Genomic DNA, 14,585 nt, shown 5'->3' with positions numbered 1-14,585 from the left:
CCCTCAAGGATGGTCATGCGCCCGGAATACGTCAATCTCGAAGGGTTTCGTGCACGATCTGCCCGTCCATGACGGTGAGCACGACGGGCATCTCGGGGATGTCGTGCGGGTCGGCGGTGAGCAGGTCCCCGTCGAGCACACACAGGTCGGCGACCTTGCCCGGTTCCAGGGAGCCCTTCCAGTCGTCGGCGAAGTCCTGCCAGGCCGCCTCGATCGTGTACGTACGGATGGCCTCGGCCAGGCCGATGCGCTGCTCGGGGCCGCTGACCCGGCCAGCAGCCTTCGACTCGCGCAGCACCATGGTGGCGATGCCCTGGCGCCAGTCCGGGTAGGTGACGGGGGCGTCGGACCCGCTCGCGACCCGTACGCCGGCGTCGATGGCATCGCGGTAGGGCCATGCGTAGGCGGCCCGCTCGGCGCCGACGAACTCCTCCTCCATGTCGGCGACGGTCCACTTGATGGTGGGGTTCATGTTGACGCCGAAGTCGTGCGCGGCCAGCACCTTCATGCTGTGCGCGGTGAGGAAGTCGCCGTGGATGACGTAGTGGCGGGCGTCGGGCCGCGGATGCTCGGCCATGGCCGCGGCGAACGCGTCCGCGACGGCGTCGCAGGCCCGGTCGCCGGTGACATGGACGCCCAGCTGGTGCCCGGCGGTGTGGGCGTGCCGGATCATGGCGTCGATCTCGGCGGTGCGCTCGCTGTCGGTCTCACCGCCGACACACAGGGAGCCGCAGCCGCCGCCGACGTACGGCTCATGCATCCAGGACGTCTTGTTGGGGACGATGCCGTCCGCGAAGATCTTGACCCCGAGGATCGCGAGGCGGCGGGGATCGGTCTCGTCGGGCTTGCCGAGGGCGGTGAGGGTGCGGGCGAACTCCTCGGCGGTGCCGGCCATTCCGGTGGGCAGGAGGAGGACGCCGAGACGGGCGGTCAGTTCGCCGTCGGCCAGCAGCCGGCGGTAGACGTCGAGGGTCTCCGCGCCGAGCGCGCCCCGCATGATGCCGTCGCCGCCGGGACCGAGTCCGGGCTCGGTGTAGCTGGTCACGCCGAGCCTGGCGAACGTGGCGAGTGCCGACCTGATCGCGTCGGTCCGTTCCTGCCGGCTGAGCGGCGGCAGCGCGTTCTGGATGAGGGCCTGGGCCCCCTCGTGGAGCAGCCCGGTCGGCTCCCCCGTTCCGTCCACGACGATGGCTCCGCCGGGCGGCGCGACGGTGTGCCGGTCGATCCCGATGAGCTCCAGCGCCTTGGAGTTGACCCAGGTGGCGTGCCCGGAGAAGGAGTACAGAACGACCGGATGGTCCGGGCTCACGGCGTCCAGGTCGTGCCGCGACGGCTGCCGCGAGGGGTCGCGGACGCACTCGTCGAGGAAGCCGGTGTCCCAGCCGTGTCCGGTGATCCACTGTCCCTGCGGAAGCCGTCCCACGGCCTCCCGTACCACCTCGGCCACGTCCGCGAGGGAGGACACGGCGGGATGGCCGAGTTCGAGGGAGAGCGGCGGCGTCGCCATGCCGAAGGCGCATCCATGCAGATGGGAATCGTTGATTCCGGGAAGCAGTGTCGCTCCCCGCAGCTCGACGACACGGGTGCCGGGTCCGATGAGCGGCGCGACGTCCTCCCGGCCTCCGACGGCGCTGATGACCCCACCGGTCACCGCCAGAGCCGAGGCGACGGAGAACTCCGCGTCGACCGTGACCACCCGACCGCCGAGAAACACCAGATCCGCATACGTGTCCACAGAAGGGTCCTTTCAACAAACTGGGCGCATCACCGCCGCCCACGAACGATCTCCCCAGGACTATGACCGCGCCCCCGCCGCCCGCACATCGGTCATCCCACCGATGCGCGCTCCCGCGGCGGCGGCCCGACGAGGCCGGGCCCGCGAAGGTTCTCCGGGAACTGTGCGCCGGGAGCGACGAGTTCTGCCGGACCGCTCGGTCCTACTCCATGACAGCGACTGAACCGAGCTTGCAGGAGCACCTCATGCGGAAGATCATCGCCGGTCTGTTCTCGTCTCTGGACGGTGTGGTGGAAGCCCCCGAAACGTGGAACATGCCGTACAACAGCGCTGAGTCCGGGGCGGCCCTCCAGCGGCTTTTCGAGAACGCGGACACGGCTCTGCTGGGCCGCAGCACCTATCAGCGGTGGAGCACCTTCTTCCCCACGCCACCAACGAGCAGGTACCCACCGCCGACTGGATGAACGCCTCCCCCAAGTACATCGTCTCCTCCACGCTCACCGGCGTCGACGAGTGGAAGAACAGCCACCTGATCACCGGTAACGACATCGTCGGCCCGATCCGGGACCTGAAGTCGCAGCCCGGCGACTCCATCAATGCCGGCGGCAGCATCACCCTGGTCCAGTGGCTCATGCGCAACGGTCTGCTCGACGAGCTCCACCTCCAGGTCAACCCCGTCGTCGTCGGCACCGGACGTACCCTCGCCGGCGGCGAGAGGATTCCCCTGGCGCCGGCTGCCAGCCACACCTTCGCCAACGGCGTCATCGAGGCCCACTACACCCTCCAGGCAGACTGACCCTCATTACGTTCACCGACGGCGACGCCCCATCAGGCGGGGCGTCGCCGTCGCCGTCCGCCGGCTCAGTCGCGCAGGAACGTCTCGATCGCCGTCGCCAGCACCACCGGTGTCTCATACATCGGGTAGTGGCCGCTGTTGGCGATCTCCTCCAGTTCCGCGTTCGGGTAGAAGCTGAGCCAGGTGGCGCGCATCACGTCGGCCGTGAGGGCGAGATCGTGCTCACCGACGATGACCTTGACCGGAACGGGGTTGCCGACGATCCGCTGCGTCAGATCTGCGGTGACCCAGTCCTGGACGTAGCCGCCGAACGCCTCACGGGTCGAGAGCTCCAGGGAGCGGTCGACCATCAGGTCGACCCACACCCGGCTCGCCCGGTGCCCGGTGACCAGGTCCACGATCGCCCGCCGCCGGTCGCGGTCCTGCGCGGCGCCGTAGAAGAGCGCCTCGCCGTCGGCGTCCAGCGGGTAGGGACCGGCGGGGACCGGGGCCAGACCGACCAGCTTGCGCACGCGTCGCGGAGCCTGTGCCAGCACGTACTGCATGGCCTTGCCGCCCATGGAATGGCCGAGGAGGGAGAAACGCTCCCATCCGAGTTCGTCGGCCAGGGCCAGGACGTCGTCCGCGATCTCGGCGAGTGTGTACTCGCCGGTGACGTCCTTGCGGTCGCCGTAACCGCGGTAGTCCAGGAAGGCGTAGCTGAAGGTGTCGCCGTCCAGGCAGTCCAGGACGGGCCCCCACCCGGCGCTCGTGCCGAACCAGTCGTGGAGCACCAGGACCTTGTGGTCGCCGGAACCGATCAGACGGTGCGGAATGCTCATGACGTGGGTCCTCCCGTGCGTGGTGGTGACCGAACGGCCCGACGAAGCGCCACCGGCCGTCAACAGTTCGATCCTCTCGGGCAGTTCCGCGGAGTACGCAGAGGGGTCATGACGCGCCCGACACCGCGCCACGCGATGAGGTTGCGCGGGTTCACGCACCCGACGGCCGGCCCGGGGACGGATACCCCGCCGGACGCCACCCCACGCGCGGGGCTCCCACCGAGCCTGCCCTGCCCTGCCCTGCCCTGCCCTGGAGTGGTCTCCCGATATCCGCGTGTCGGAAACGGGGTGTGCCTCGTTGACGGGATGCGGTCCTGGTCCGTCCGGACCGGGTCGGATCTTGCGAGCACCGGGGCGGTCGCCCGGGTGGAGGAGGAGCGCGATGGGTACGGAGACGTGGGGCACGGCCGGCGGCGCGGGGCGTGTGGGTGTGCGGGCCGCGGTGCTGGGTGCGGTGGCGGGGGCGGCGTTGCTTCCGGCGGGTGCCGCTCACGCGAATGTGATCGGGATCGGGAACGCGGTGTTCGGCAACACGTGTGTCAGCCAGGGCGGTGCTCGGGCCGAGGGTGCCACGGTGGCCGGCAGCGGCGTGGGCAGCGGCAATCGGGCCGGTTTGCCGCTGAGCCTGCCGCGCAACCACTGCGGCAACAGCGGCATCATCTGCACGGCCCTGATCCCCGCCGCGTACTGAACGGGCGGGTGAGCAGGCTGTGACGGGACAGTTGGCGGCGGGCCCGCACGTGCCGGACGTGCCGGTGGAGGAGCGGGCGGTGGAGGCGCTGCTGTCCCTGAGCGGGCGGACGCTGCCCCTGCTTCGCGGGTGGGTCGGTTCGGATCCGGGCTGCGGTGTGGCGCGGGCCCTGTTGTCGCTCGTGACCGGTGACCGCTGGGACGACACGGTGCTGAGGGAGCAGCTGGTGACCGCGCACCGGGACGCGATGGCGGCCGGTGAGCGGGAGGCGAGTCTGGTCTACGGGGTGTTCCTTCATACGCACCGGCAGTACCGGCTGACGGCCGACCATCTGGTGGGGCATTTCGAGCGGTGGCCGGCCGATGTGCTGGCCGGCCTGATGATGGGCGCGTTCTCCGCCTGCGGGGACGCCGCCTACCGGGAGCACGGCGACGCTCTGATGGAGGAGCAGGCCGCGGTGGCGGGCCCGGAGAGCTGGCCGTGGATGAGCTGGCTCGCCTCGGCCAGGGCCGAGCAGGGACGCGTACGGGAGGCGCACGGACTGGCCGGGCACGCGCTGGGCCTGTACCCCCGCTCGGGGGTGGCCGCTCACGCCCTCGCGCACGCCGAGCATGAACTCGGGGCCGGGCGTCACTGCGTCGATTTCCTGGACCAGTGGCTTCTGGCGGACCCGCGGGCGGTGCAGTCACGGCATCTGAACTGGCATGCCGCCCTGCAGTCCATCGCCTGCGGAGACTTCGCGGACGCGCGTCGGCGGGCGGATGCGGCACTGGCGCGTACGGATGTCGGCATGCGGGCCGCGACGAACTGGCGCCTGCTCCTGGTCGGGCAGTCACCGGCGGGGCGCAGCGATCCGGATCACGTCCGGGAACTCCTCGCCGCGCCGGGCGGGATGGCGGAGGTCTTCCACACCTTCAACCTCGCCCTGGCCCTGGCCGTGGAGTCCGCGGCCGAGGACCTGCACATCCTGGCCCGCAGGGCAGCAGCCGACGAACGCCCCGACTTCCGGGAGGTTCTGGCACCCGTGGTGCGGGCACTGGCGGAAGTCACCGCGGGCCGCCCCCGAGCGGCGGTGGACCTGCTGGCCGGTCTGGGCGAGAAAGCCGAACGCATCGGCGGAGTCCGGGTCGAGCGCGAGATCATCCAGGACACCCTCGCCCGAGCCCTCATCGACGCCGGCCAGCACACCCGCGCGGCCGCCCTGCTCCACCACCGCACCACCACCCGCCACCACCACACCTACGAGGACCTCCTCCTGACCCCGCGTACACCGGCCACCGGGACCGGCCACCGCTGATGCCGTGCGGGCATGCCCCGGGGCGCATGCCACTGTCGACGGCCCGCATGAAAAGATCCCGCCCGTGATCGAGACATGGACCTTCACCAAGCGGACCGTCGACCGTGGCGATGCTCCTTCGGCTGTGACAGCCGAGGACGCGGTGGAAGAACTCGGCGGACGGATCGCCGAAGGAAAGCTCGATTCGTGGCTGATCAGCTCGACAGGGCGACTTCTCGCCGTCGTGACGAACACCGAGCGGGCGATGGTGATGCTGCTCGACCGCGAAGGCGACCCCGGCGCGCACGCCTCGGACCCAGGAGCGGAGGACTGGAGCGACGGCTTCGTCCTGGAGAACGGGCAGAACGACGAGTACCCCGACGAGGACACCGTGCCCCTCGACGACGCGTTCCGCATCGTCCGCCACATCATCTCCCACGGCACCCCGCCCCCGGACGCGGCATGGACCATCGACCGCTGACCCATGCACCGCTCCCGAACACTTGTTCCTCGGTGTCAGGCCATCGGGCTGTAGCCTGCGAGAATGGTCGACTCGTTCGGGGTGAAGCTCGGTGCCAAGGCTGCACGTCTGCTGGCCAGGCTCGGACGTACCGACATCCTGCCGGGTCTCACGGAGCGGGAACTGACCGGTATCGAAACGCGGTTCGGGTTCGCGTTCGCCGAGGACCACCGAGCCTTCCTCTCGGTGGGACTGCCCACCGGACCGGGGTGGCCCGACTGGCGCCACGGCAGTGCCGTCCAGCTCCGGTCCTGGCTCGACAAGCCGGCCGAGGGCGTGCTGTTCGCCGTGGCGGAGGCGGCCTTCTGGCATCCGGCCTGGGGCACGCGTCCCGCCGGACGGACGGACGCGGTATCCGGCGCGAGGGCGCACCTGGCGTCAGTGCCGCAGCTGGTCCCCGTCCGTTCCCATCGCTACCTGCCCGCCGTCCGGGGAGCAATCGCTCACCCGGTGCTGTCGATCCGGGGCCCCGACATCATCCCCTACGGATACGACCTCATCGACTACGTGCGCCGGGAGTTCGGCGGCCCGCAGGACAGTACCGAAGAAGGGCAGGGGGCCGTTGCCGTCACCACAGCTTTCTGGGCGGACTTCCTGACCTGGTCGAACTGGGAAGGGTAAGCGGACCGGTATCGGTGAGGCGAAATTCCAGAAGGTGGTCACTGCCTGACCTGCCGTCAAGATCAGTGCGATTTCCTTCAGAAAAGGAAAGAAAGCGATCAAGAATTTTGCATCTTGGTCGCTCCTCACACCCGGCGAGTCGGCCACACGTTCGGAATTCCGCCCTCGTCGGCTTTTCGTGTCCCGTTCCGGGTACACATATCGGATTACGGCATGAGTACGTGGCCAAGGCGAGGCCGTCCCGGCTAGTGTCCCGTCCGAGAGGGGGCCTGGACCGAGCCCGCGAACCGGGAACCACGCCCTCCTTTCTTCAGCATTCCGACCATCACAGGATTCCCTGGGGGAGCCCATGCCTTCTCGATATGCGCTCCGAGGCGCCGCAACGTCTCGGAGCGCTGATGACGGTAGCGGCGCGAAAGCTGGTTTCGCACGGCCGCGTGCCTGCACTGTCACGCTTCACCCCGGCGGCGCATGCGCGCTGTGCGGTCCTTCCACGGGTCCCGCGGACGGCGTGCGGGCGGGGATGTGCGGGCCGGGCGGTTCGGAGGTGCCCGCGTGGACGTCCCGTGGCCCGCGCCACTCCCGGCCGCGGGCCCGGGTCGGCCGGATGCTCCGTGGACCGGTGGGCTCCCGCCCGGCCATCAGGGGTGCGTGACACCCGTTTCGCGCACCGGAATGTACCCCCGCCCGAAGTGGAGTAATCGGCTCCGCACAGCCGTCTCCCCCGCACCGGTGCGGGACGGCCGGGCAGTGCGAGGAGGAACGACATGCCGCGAGACGACGCGAAGCGGACCTGTGGCTTCTGCGGCGCCGAGCTGCCGGAACCGAAGGGTCCCGGGCGCCGGCGCGTCTACTGCGACGCCGGCCACCGGCGCCAGGCCCAGCGCCGCAGGGAACGTGAACGGCCGTCCGCGGGCGAGGGCAGGCGGTCGCTCGGGCAGGAGATCGCCGCGGAACTGCACAGACTGGCCGGTGCGTTGCTGGAGGCCACGTACGCGGGCGAGGACCTGGCCGAACTCGTACAGCGCGCGCGGGCTGTACAGAACGAGATCGACTGCTTCCTCGCCGCGGAGGTACTGGCCGGCCGGGCACGGGGAGCCCGGTGGGACGACATCGGCAGGGCGGTGAACGTGACGGCTGAGACGGCCCGGTCGAAATGGCAGGCGGACCGTGTCCGGCGGCAGTTGGACCACCGGGCGCTCTCGCAGCGGGCCGCGCCGCTGCCGGCCCCTCGGACCTTGGCCTCCATACAGCCGGGCAAGACCGCGGTTCCAGCGGACGGACCGGCTCCGGGCGCCCCGGTGACCGCCCGTCAGCGGCTCGCCGCCGCCCTGTCCCAGGCACAGCGGGAGAGCGGGTTCAGCATCCGCAGGATCGCCGACCTCACCATGCTCTCCCCTTCCTTCATCTCCCGGGTCCTCTCGGGAGAGCGGCTGCCTTCGTGGGACCTGGTGTGCCATCTGTGCACCATCGTGGGCCAGGAGCCCCGGGAGTTGCGCCTGCTGTGCGAGGTCGCCCACGGCATCACCCAGCCGGCCCGGCAGACGGTCACCGAGTACATCGCCTCGCTGAAAGCGGCACTGCGCGGGCTGCATCTGGCCGCCGCGCGTCCTTCGCCCGAGCAGGTCCACCGGCGCAGCAACGGGCGGGTACCGGCGTGGCTCGTCGCCCAGGTGCTGAACGGGGACGCGGTGCCCGAGTGGGAGATCCTCGGTGCGACCGTCACCGCGCTGGGCGGTCAGGCGGCCGATTTCAAGCCGCTGTGGGAGGCGATCCACTACAGCGTCCTCATGGCGGACGACTCCCGTGTTTCCGGCCTGGTCACTGATCCGACAACTTGAGGGCGGTGCGGACGACATGACGACCACGTGGATGCCCCACTCCGCGCAGCCCGGCCGCATGCCGGTGCGCGTCACGGACGGCAGGACCGCTCTGATCGCCTTCCACGCCTTCCGTGCCCTCTACCGGGAGGGTTACCTCGCCTACGCCACGGCGAGACTCGGTGCGGACGGCCCCGCCGAGCAGGCGGTCGAGGACACGCTCACCGCGCTCGCGGTGCGCTGGTCCACCACCCTGGGCTGCTCGCACCCGGCGGCGGTCGCCTGGCGGATGCTCTCGGAGAGCGTGGACCACGTCGACGGGACCGGTCGCGCGTGTTCCTGCCGCCGGCGCTGCGTGAGCGACGCGCTCGTGCTGGGTGCCGACCTGCGGATGGAGACCACCAGGGCGGCCGAGCTCATGGGACTGCCCCACGGGGAGTTCCTCGTCGCCCTGCACACCGCGGGTGCCGACGGCCCGGTCCCCTGTTCCTGCAGGCCGCCGCGACAGCGGACCGGAGTCTGAAACACGCGCCTCTCACCACTCCCCCGTGCTCCCCCTCGTCCGGGGAGCACCTTGGTCAGCCGTTCGTGGTCTCGTGCCACCGCTGAAATTTCACTACGCTTCCCCTCCGGGCGCGCCGACCTGGGCGCGCCGTACAGTCATCCGGGGGATGCGATGCAGGCTGATGACCGGCTTCCGTACGGGGTGGATGTGCGGACACCGAGCGTCGCTCGGATGTACGACCATCTGCTGGACGGGAAGGACAACTTCGCCGCGGACCGTGCCGCGTGCGACGACCTCTTACGCCAGGTGCCCAGCATGAAACTGCTCGCACTGAACAACAGGGCGTTCCTGCGGCGCGTGGTGCATTCCCTCGCCCAGGACTACGGCATCCGTCAGTTCATCGACCACGGGTCCGGTCTTCCCACCCAGGACAACGTGCACCAGATCGCCCAGCGTGTCAGGCCCGCCTCGCGGGTCGTGTACGTCGACACCGATCCGATCGTCCGGACCGTCGGCGGCGCGCTCCTGGAGACCGATGAGCGGACCGCGGTGCTGCAGGCGGACATGCGGGACACCGAGGCGATCTTCGAGAGCGAACAGGTCGCGCGCCTGATCGACCTGCGTGAGCCCGTCGCCGCGCTCTTCGTCTCGGTTCTGCACTGCATCCCCGACGCGGACCGTCCGCAGGAGCTCATCCGCAGGGTGAGGAGCCGGCTGGCGAGCGGCAGCATCATGGTCATCTGCCAACTGGTCAGCGAGAGCGCGGAGGTCCGTGACGGCGTCTCCGACTTCATGGACCGCGAGACCCACGGGCACTGGGGCCGCGTGAGGACGCGTGCCGACGTCGATGCCTACTTCCGGGAGAACGACCTCGGCATCCTGGAACCGGGGCTCGTCGAGGTGTCCCGGTGGCGGCCCCTGGCGACCGCGGACGCCCCCGCGCAGAGCAGTTTCGAGTGGGAGGAGTTCGGCGGCGCCGGAGTCGTCCGCTGACGGCCCGGCGCACGGTGTTCAGGACAGGGTGACGGCCAGCTCGTCGAGCCGGTCCTCCAGCTGGGTGAGGGTCTGATCGGCCGGGTGGGACATGCAGGAGAGGCTGAAGATCCGCGACTGGTAGCGCTCGGCCTCCCCCTCGCCCTCGACGCACCGGGCACTCTCGCTCTGCTCCAGGTAGACGAAGTCGGACAGCAGCTCGTCCGCGAACCGCAGGTGCACGATCGGATGTCCCACGGCTCCGGTCATCCCCATCGACAGCGGGGCGATGTGCAGGCTGATGCGGTGCCGCAGGTCGCTCTTGAGGAGGGCGATCAGGTGCTCGATCTGCCGGTACATCACTCCGGGGCTGCCGGCCGGGCGCCGCAGCACGTCCTCGTCCATGACGGCCACGAGCGCGGGTGGGTCCTGAGCGCGCAGGAACATCTTCAGCCGGCTGACCCGGGCCGCGGCCCGGTCCTCGATCTCCTTCTGCGACGCGTCGGGAAAGCCCGCACGCATCACCAGCTGGGCGTACTCGGTCGTCTGCAGCCAGCCGGGAACCAACTGCGGCTCGTAGGACATGATGCGCTGCGCCGCCGGCTCCAGGGCGAGCAGCGGCTGTACCCAGCGGGCCACGGAGCCGCCGAACGGCTCCCAGACATCAGGGCGCTCTCCCTGCGCGGCGATGGACAGCGCGTGGGAGAGCTCCCGTCGATCGGTGATCCCGCACAGCCCGAGCAGAGCCGTGGCATGACGTCCCGCGTGTTCCGTGCGCTCGCCCTTCTCCAGCCGGCTCACCGTCGGTGCCGATGTGCCGATCCTCCGGGCCGCGTACTTGCCGGTGAGGTTCGCGCTGATGCGGCACTGGCGGAGGTGTTCGCCCAGAGCCCGGCGGTGGGCCGCCGCGCCCAGGTGAGGGCGGGGTGCGAACCCGCGTATGGAGAGGGTCTCCACGTGCTTGCCGGTCATGGCGATACCTCCCCTGGGAGCCGGTCACTGGGGAGTCAGTATGGCAGCGCCGGTCCTGGGAATCACCCATTGGTCATAAATCTGGCAGCCCTTACAGGGCGAAGTCGAAATCACCGTCCTTCACGCCGAGAAGGAACTCCTGCATCTCCGCCGGTGTGTAGACCAGGGCGGGCCCCGCCGGGAAACGGGAGTTCCTCATCGCGATTTCTCCCCCCTCCAGACGGGCTACTTCCACGCAGTTCCCCCCGGCATTGCTGCGGACGCTCTTGTGCCACACCGCACCCGGGATCGCTTCGGCACTCACACCGTTGACCTGCGTCATCACGCTCACTCCTGTTCCTGTATCCACCCCGCCGCACCTTCTCCCCACCCCCGAAAGGGAAAGAATGTGCGACCAGGGGCGTCCTGAAATTTCAGCCGCACTTTCCAAACGAGCATCGCGGCGCCAGGTAGCGGGACAAAATGCGGTGAGCGTGCCGCACCCGCTCACGACGGGGGAGACCCATATGCCGGAGACCCACCACCAGCAGCGCACCGCCCCGGTCCGCGCCCCCCGCGCCCGGACCCCCGGCCCCCAGGACCTGACCGCCCATCTCAGCCTCGGCGCGCCCCCGTTCGCCGCGTACCGGATCGGGGAGACGACGTCCTGTCTCCACGAGGCGAGAAGGTTCGCCTCGGACGTCCTGCGCCGATGGGGCCTGGAAGCCGTACGCGAGGACGCCGTACAGGTCGCCTCCGAACTCGTCGCCAACGCGGTGCGCCACGGCCGCCGCACTCCCCCGTACGCGAGGGACGCCCATGTCGTCTGGCTCGCCCTCACCCGGCGCCCCCACAGCCTGCTCTGCGTCGTCTACGACCCCAGCGACCGGCGCCCATGCCTCACCCGGCCGGCCCTCCTGGCCGAACACCACCGCGGACTCCCCATCGTCGACGCGCTCAGTGAGGACTGGGGCTGGAAGCCCGCCGGCGAGTCCGGCAAAGCCGTATGGGCCCGGTTCCCCCTGGTCGCCTGAACAGGGGGAACCGGTGGAGCGATCACGCCCTTGTCCGGCCCGGCGGGGATACCCAGGCGGGCAGATCGCTGCCCCATTCGGTGGGCGGACGGTCCCAGTTGCGAGGTGCCCCGTCGTAGTGCACGGGCGGAAGGGCGTGGTCGAGCATGCCGTAGGGCGATACCGTCCTGGACAGCCAGGGCTGAGGGGCGTGGGCTTCGCCGTCGAGCGGTGCCGGAACGATGCCGTGCAGCAGCCAGGACGCGGTACCGGCGAGGGACAGCCGCAGGTGCCTCCCGCCGCCGGACGTCTGCCGGTCGGTCAGGGCGCGCAGCACCGCGGCCGCGAGAAGGTACCCGGTGCCATGGTCCAGCGCCTGCGCGGGGAGCACTCCCGGGGAGCCGTCGGCCGACGCCTCGACCGAGGCGATACCGCTCGCCGCTTGGACCAGGCTGTCGAAACCGCGCCGCGATGCCCAGGGTCCCGACCATCCCCAGGCACACAGCTGGGCGACGATCAGGTGGGGGCGCCTGGCGAGGAGTGCGTCCGGGGCCAGACCGTACCGGTCCAGTGCGCCGGGCCGGTAGCCGGTGAGGACGACATCGGCGGAGCCGAGAAGCTCCTCGAAGACCCGCCGGTCCTCGGGGGCGGAGAGGTTCAGCAGGGTCGATCGCTTCCCGAATCCGGTGTCGGCGTGGGCGTCCCCGTCCTCCATGAGCTGCGGCGGGTCCACACGTAGTACGTCCGCCCCCAGCAGGGCGAGTGTGCGCGCCGCGACCGGGCCGGCGATGACCCGCGTCAGGTCGAGGACCCGCACACCACCGGCCGGGAGCGAGGCCTGCGGGAGTGTCCGCGGGCCGCTCTCCGCGAGGAGCCGCGTCTCGGCCAGCGGGATTCCGGCCCGGATCGGGGTCCGGGCCACCGCCACGGCAAGGCCGCCCGCCGCGTGGACGGTCTCCTGCACGGACCGCGCCGGGCGCGCGGCCAGTTCGTCCGACAGCAGCCCGGCCAGCGTCCGGTCATCGCCGGAGTCGGGCAGGCCCAGTGCGCCCAGCAGGCGGGATCGGTGGTGCGGGTAGTTGGCATGGGTGCGTACCCAGCCGTCCGCCGCACGCCAGAAGCCGGACAGCGGCGCGAACGATGCCGGTGCCCGCCCGTCGATGCGCAGGTGTCGCTCGCTGACGAACGACGTCGCCACCGCGGCCTCGTGCACCCGTACCGCCGGCACGGCCCCCGCGCTGCGCCGCGCGAGCAGTTCCGCGGCTGCCAGCGAGCACACGCCCACGGTGGCCCGCGCCAGTTCGCGCACCGGCAGCCGGGCGGGCAGGACCCCGCTCGCCCCCGTGTACGACACTCCCCCGACCAGTTCGGCCCGCCCGCCGAGAGCGTTCCAGGCGTAGGCAGTCGCCTCATCATCGATATGCGTCATCAGGCCATCCTGCTGGCAGCCCCGGGGCGGCGATGCCGGGGGGCCACCCCGCTGGGCGCCGCGTTCCTCCCGCCCGTACCTCGACCGCCAAGGAGCAGGCCGGGCCCGGTGGGCCGAGGGATCTGCCCACCGGGCCCGGCCCGACGCTCCGTACGGTCTTCATCCCCTGTCGGTCACGCCGGATCGATGCGGGAGACGCTGCCGCCGATGGCGAGCACGTACAGCGCGCCGTCGCCGCCCTCCACGAACGAGATGACCTCGCCGCCGTTGACTCCGAGGTCGCTCTCGCCCGTCACCTCGCCGTTCTCGATCCGCAGGGCGCGGATGGTGCCGTCGCAGTAGTCGCTGAACACGTACTGTCCCTCAAGGTCCGGGATGGTGTCGCCGCGGTAGACGTATCCGCCGGTCACCGAGCAGCCCAGTCCGTTGCGGTCGTACTCGTGGACCGGCGGCACGTGGTTCGCGGGCTCGGTGCCGCCCCGGAAGGCGTGGGTGCCCTCCATCTCGGACCAGCCGTAGTTCTCCCCGCCCTCGCTGTCCGCCGGGGCCCAGTCGATCTCTTCCCAGGCGCTCTGGCCCACATCGCCGATGAGCAGGTCGCCCGTGCCCTTGTCGAAGGAGAACCGCCACGGGTTGCGCAGCCCGTACGCCCAGATCTCGGCCTTCGCGTTCGGTACGTCGACGAACGGGTTGTCCTCCGGGATCGCGTACGGCTCGCCGCCGGAGGGATCGATCCGGAGCAGTTTGCCGAGCAGCGTGCCGAGGTTCTGCCCGTTGCCCTCCGGGTCGCCGCCCCCGCCGCCGTCGCCGAAGGCGATGTAGAGATAGCCGTCGGGGCCGAACCTGATGTCGCCGCCGTTGTGGTTGGAGTACGGCTGTGTCTGCGTGAGGACGGTTCGCCGGGTCTCCGGCTGGAGCTCACCGTCCCGCACACCGAACTCGTCCACGGTGCTGGTGCCCTCACGGTCCGTGAAGGAGATGTAGAAGTGCGCGAACTCCTTGTCGAACGCGATGCCCAGGAGGCCGCGTTCGCCGTCGGTGGTGGTCTCGTCGGAGATGTCCAGGACCGGCTCGCCGAGGTTCTGACCGTCCAGGACCCTTACGGTGCCTGCGCGTTCGGCGATCCAGACCGTGTCGCCCGGTCCGGCGGTACCGGCGGTCGGGGTCTGAGCCGTGGCCACTTTCTTGAGCGCGACCTTCGCCGCCCGATCCGCCGGGGCGGAATCGTCGGCGGACGCTGTGGCCAGGGCGAGGGAGGCGATGAGGCAGATGGTGCCGATGATGGCCGAGCTTCTGGTACGAACGTTCACCGTGACCTCCTGGAGGCGGCGAATGGGGGGACCCGGCTGCTGGGGGCAGAGTTCTGCGGGTGTTGCCCGTGCCGGCACGCAACCTGGGTGGGGGGATGCTGTGCTGTTGGCCACCGATGAGAATA

15 protein-coding genes are annotated in these 14,585 nt (G+C 70.6%); 9 read left to right on the top strand and 6 right to left on the bottom strand.

The features are described from left to right. Positions 1-31: 31 nt before the first annotated feature. Positions 32-1,735, bottom strand: a complete 1,704-nt coding sequence (locus ABT170_RS20620) for an amidohydrolase (protein WP_351869272.1) — start codon at positions 1,733-1,735, stop codon at positions 32-34. 406 nt (positions 1,736-2,141) lie between these two features. Between ABT170_RS20620 and ABT170_RS20615 the strand changes: the two genes are divergently transcribed. Continuing rightward, complete coding sequence (locus ABT170_RS20615; protein ID WP_351869269.1) at positions 2,142-2,531, top strand: dihydrofolate reductase family protein; 390 nt, start codon at positions 2,142-2,144, stop codon at positions 2,529-2,531. A gap of 65 nt (positions 2,532-2,596) precedes the next feature. Here ABT170_RS20615 and ABT170_RS20610 read toward each other — a convergent pair whose 3' ends face one another. After that, positions 2,597-3,352, bottom strand: coding sequence for an alpha/beta fold hydrolase (locus ABT170_RS20610; protein WP_329941564.1), 756 nt, complete (start codon positions 3,350-3,352; stop codon positions 2,597-2,599). A gap of 382 nt (positions 3,353-3,734) precedes the next feature. Here ABT170_RS20610 and ABT170_RS20605 point away from each other — a divergent pair, with 382 nt between their 5' ends. From ABT170_RS20605 to ABT170_RS20575, 7 genes are all read left to right on the top strand, one after another. Then, entirely contained in the window at positions 3,735-4,043 is a 309-nt protein-coding gene (locus tag ABT170_RS20605) for a chaplin family protein (RefSeq protein ID WP_329941563.1), read from the top strand. Between the two features lie 19 nt (positions 4,044-4,062). Then, positions 4,063-5,340 (top strand): tetratricopeptide repeat protein, encoded by a 1,278-nt coding sequence (locus ABT170_RS20600; protein WP_351869266.1) that lies wholly within the window; start codon positions 4,063-4,065, stop codon positions 5,338-5,340. A gap of 64 nt (positions 5,341-5,404) precedes the next feature. Further along, positions 5,405-5,800, top strand: a complete 396-nt coding sequence (locus ABT170_RS20595) for a hypothetical protein (protein WP_329941561.1) — start codon at positions 5,405-5,407, stop codon at positions 5,798-5,800. A 63-nt stretch (positions 5,801-5,863) separates the two neighbouring features. Further along, the gene (locus ABT170_RS20590) at positions 5,864-6,460 is read left to right on the top strand and encodes a hypothetical protein (RefSeq protein ID WP_351869263.1); all 597 of its coding nucleotides are present in this window, start codon (positions 5,864-5,866) and stop codon (positions 6,458-6,460) included. Between the two features lie 767 nt (positions 6,461-7,227). Further along, positions 7,228-8,301, top strand: coding sequence for a helix-turn-helix domain-containing protein (locus tag ABT170_RS20585; protein WP_351869260.1), 1,074 nt, complete (start codon positions 7,228-7,230; stop codon positions 8,299-8,301). 16 nt (positions 8,302-8,317) lie between these two features. After that, positions 8,318-8,803 carry a hypothetical protein gene (locus ABT170_RS20580; protein WP_351869257.1) on the top strand — a complete coding sequence of 162 codons (486 nt, stop codon included), beginning with the start codon at positions 8,318-8,320 and terminating at the stop codon, positions 8,801-8,803. A 153-nt stretch (positions 8,804-8,956) separates the two neighbouring features. Then, on the top strand, positions 8,957-9,778 hold the full coding sequence (locus tag ABT170_RS20575; protein ID WP_329941557.1) for an SAM-dependent methyltransferase: 822 nt from the start codon (positions 8,957-8,959) through the stop codon (positions 9,776-9,778). A gap of 18 nt (positions 9,779-9,796) precedes the next feature. On the opposite strand, the gene ABT170_RS20570 is transcribed toward ABT170_RS20575, so the two are convergent. Both ABT170_RS20570 and ABT170_RS20565 read right to left on the bottom strand, forming a co-directional pair. Next, positions 9,797-10,729 carry a helix-turn-helix domain-containing protein gene (locus tag ABT170_RS20570; protein WP_329941556.1) on the bottom strand — a complete coding sequence of 311 codons (933 nt, stop codon included), beginning with the start codon at positions 10,727-10,729 and terminating at the stop codon, positions 9,797-9,799. Between the two features lie 91 nt (positions 10,730-10,820). Further along, positions 10,821-11,051, bottom strand: a complete 231-nt coding sequence (locus ABT170_RS20565) for a DUF397 domain-containing protein (RefSeq protein ID WP_351869253.1) — start codon at positions 11,049-11,051, stop codon at positions 10,821-10,823. 184 nt (positions 11,052-11,235) lie between these two features. Between ABT170_RS20565 and ABT170_RS20560 the strand changes: the two genes are divergently transcribed. Beyond that, entirely contained in the window at positions 11,236-11,742 is a 507-nt protein-coding gene (locus ABT170_RS20560) for an ATP-binding protein (RefSeq protein WP_351869250.1), read from the top strand. A 22-nt stretch (positions 11,743-11,764) separates the two neighbouring features. Here ABT170_RS20560 and ABT170_RS20555 read toward each other — a convergent pair whose 3' ends face one another. Together ABT170_RS20555 and ABT170_RS20550 are read right to left on the bottom strand one after the other, a co-directional pair. Beyond that, positions 11,765-13,150 (bottom strand): CoA transferase, encoded by a 1,386-nt coding sequence (locus tag ABT170_RS20555; protein WP_329941553.1) that lies wholly within the window; start codon positions 13,148-13,150, stop codon positions 11,765-11,767. 173 nt (positions 13,151-13,323) lie between these two features. Then, positions 13,324-14,460 carry a PQQ-dependent sugar dehydrogenase gene (locus ABT170_RS20550; RefSeq protein WP_351869247.1) on the bottom strand — a complete coding sequence of 379 codons (1,137 nt, stop codon included), beginning with the start codon at positions 14,458-14,460 and terminating at the stop codon, positions 13,324-13,326. Positions 14,461-14,585: the final 125 nt, after the last annotated feature.

The sequence above is a fragment of the Streptomyces sp. NPDC001787 genome, from assembly GCF_040297465.1.
Taxonomy (GTDB): domain Bacteria; phylum Actinomycetota; class Actinomycetes; order Streptomycetales; family Streptomycetaceae; genus Streptomyces.
The sequence above is the reverse complement of the archived record's forward strand: the minus strand, read 5'-3'. Positions and strand labels throughout refer to the sequence as shown.

Coding starts and splice junctions, on each gene's coding strand:
- ABT170_RS20585 (WP_351869260.1), top strand. CDS start 7,228: ATGCCGCGAGACGACGCGAAGCGGACCTGTGGCTTCTGCGGCGCCGAG.
- ABT170_RS20590 (WP_351869263.1), top strand. CDS start 5,864: ATGGTCGACTCGTTCGGGGTGAAGCTCGGTGCCAAGGCTGCACGTCTG.
- ABT170_RS20570 (WP_329941556.1), bottom strand. CDS start 10,729: ATGACCGGCAAGCACGTGGAGACCCTCTCCATACGCGGGTTCGCACCC.
- ABT170_RS20560 (WP_351869250.1), top strand. CDS start 11,236: ATGCCGGAGACCCACCACCAGCAGCGCACCGCCCCGGTCCGCGCCCCC.
- ABT170_RS20575 (WP_329941557.1), top strand. CDS start 8,957: ATGCAGGCTGATGACCGGCTTCCGTACGGGGTGGATGTGCGGACACCG.
- ABT170_RS20610 (WP_329941564.1), bottom strand. CDS start 3,352: ATGAGCATTCCGCACCGTCTGATCGGTTCCGGCGACCACAAGGTCCTG.
- ABT170_RS20555 (WP_329941553.1), bottom strand. CDS start 13,150: ATGACGCATATCGATGATGAGGCGACTGCCTACGCCTGGAACGCTCTC.
- ABT170_RS20605 (WP_329941563.1), top strand. CDS start 3,735: ATGGGTACGGAGACGTGGGGCACGGCCGGCGGCGCGGGGCGTGTGGGT.
- ABT170_RS20565 (WP_351869253.1), bottom strand. CDS start 11,051: ATGACGCAGGTCAACGGTGTGAGTGCCGAAGCGATCCCGGGTGCGGTG.
- ABT170_RS20580 (WP_351869257.1), top strand. CDS start 8,318: ATGACGACCACGTGGATGCCCCACTCCGCGCAGCCCGGCCGCATGCCG.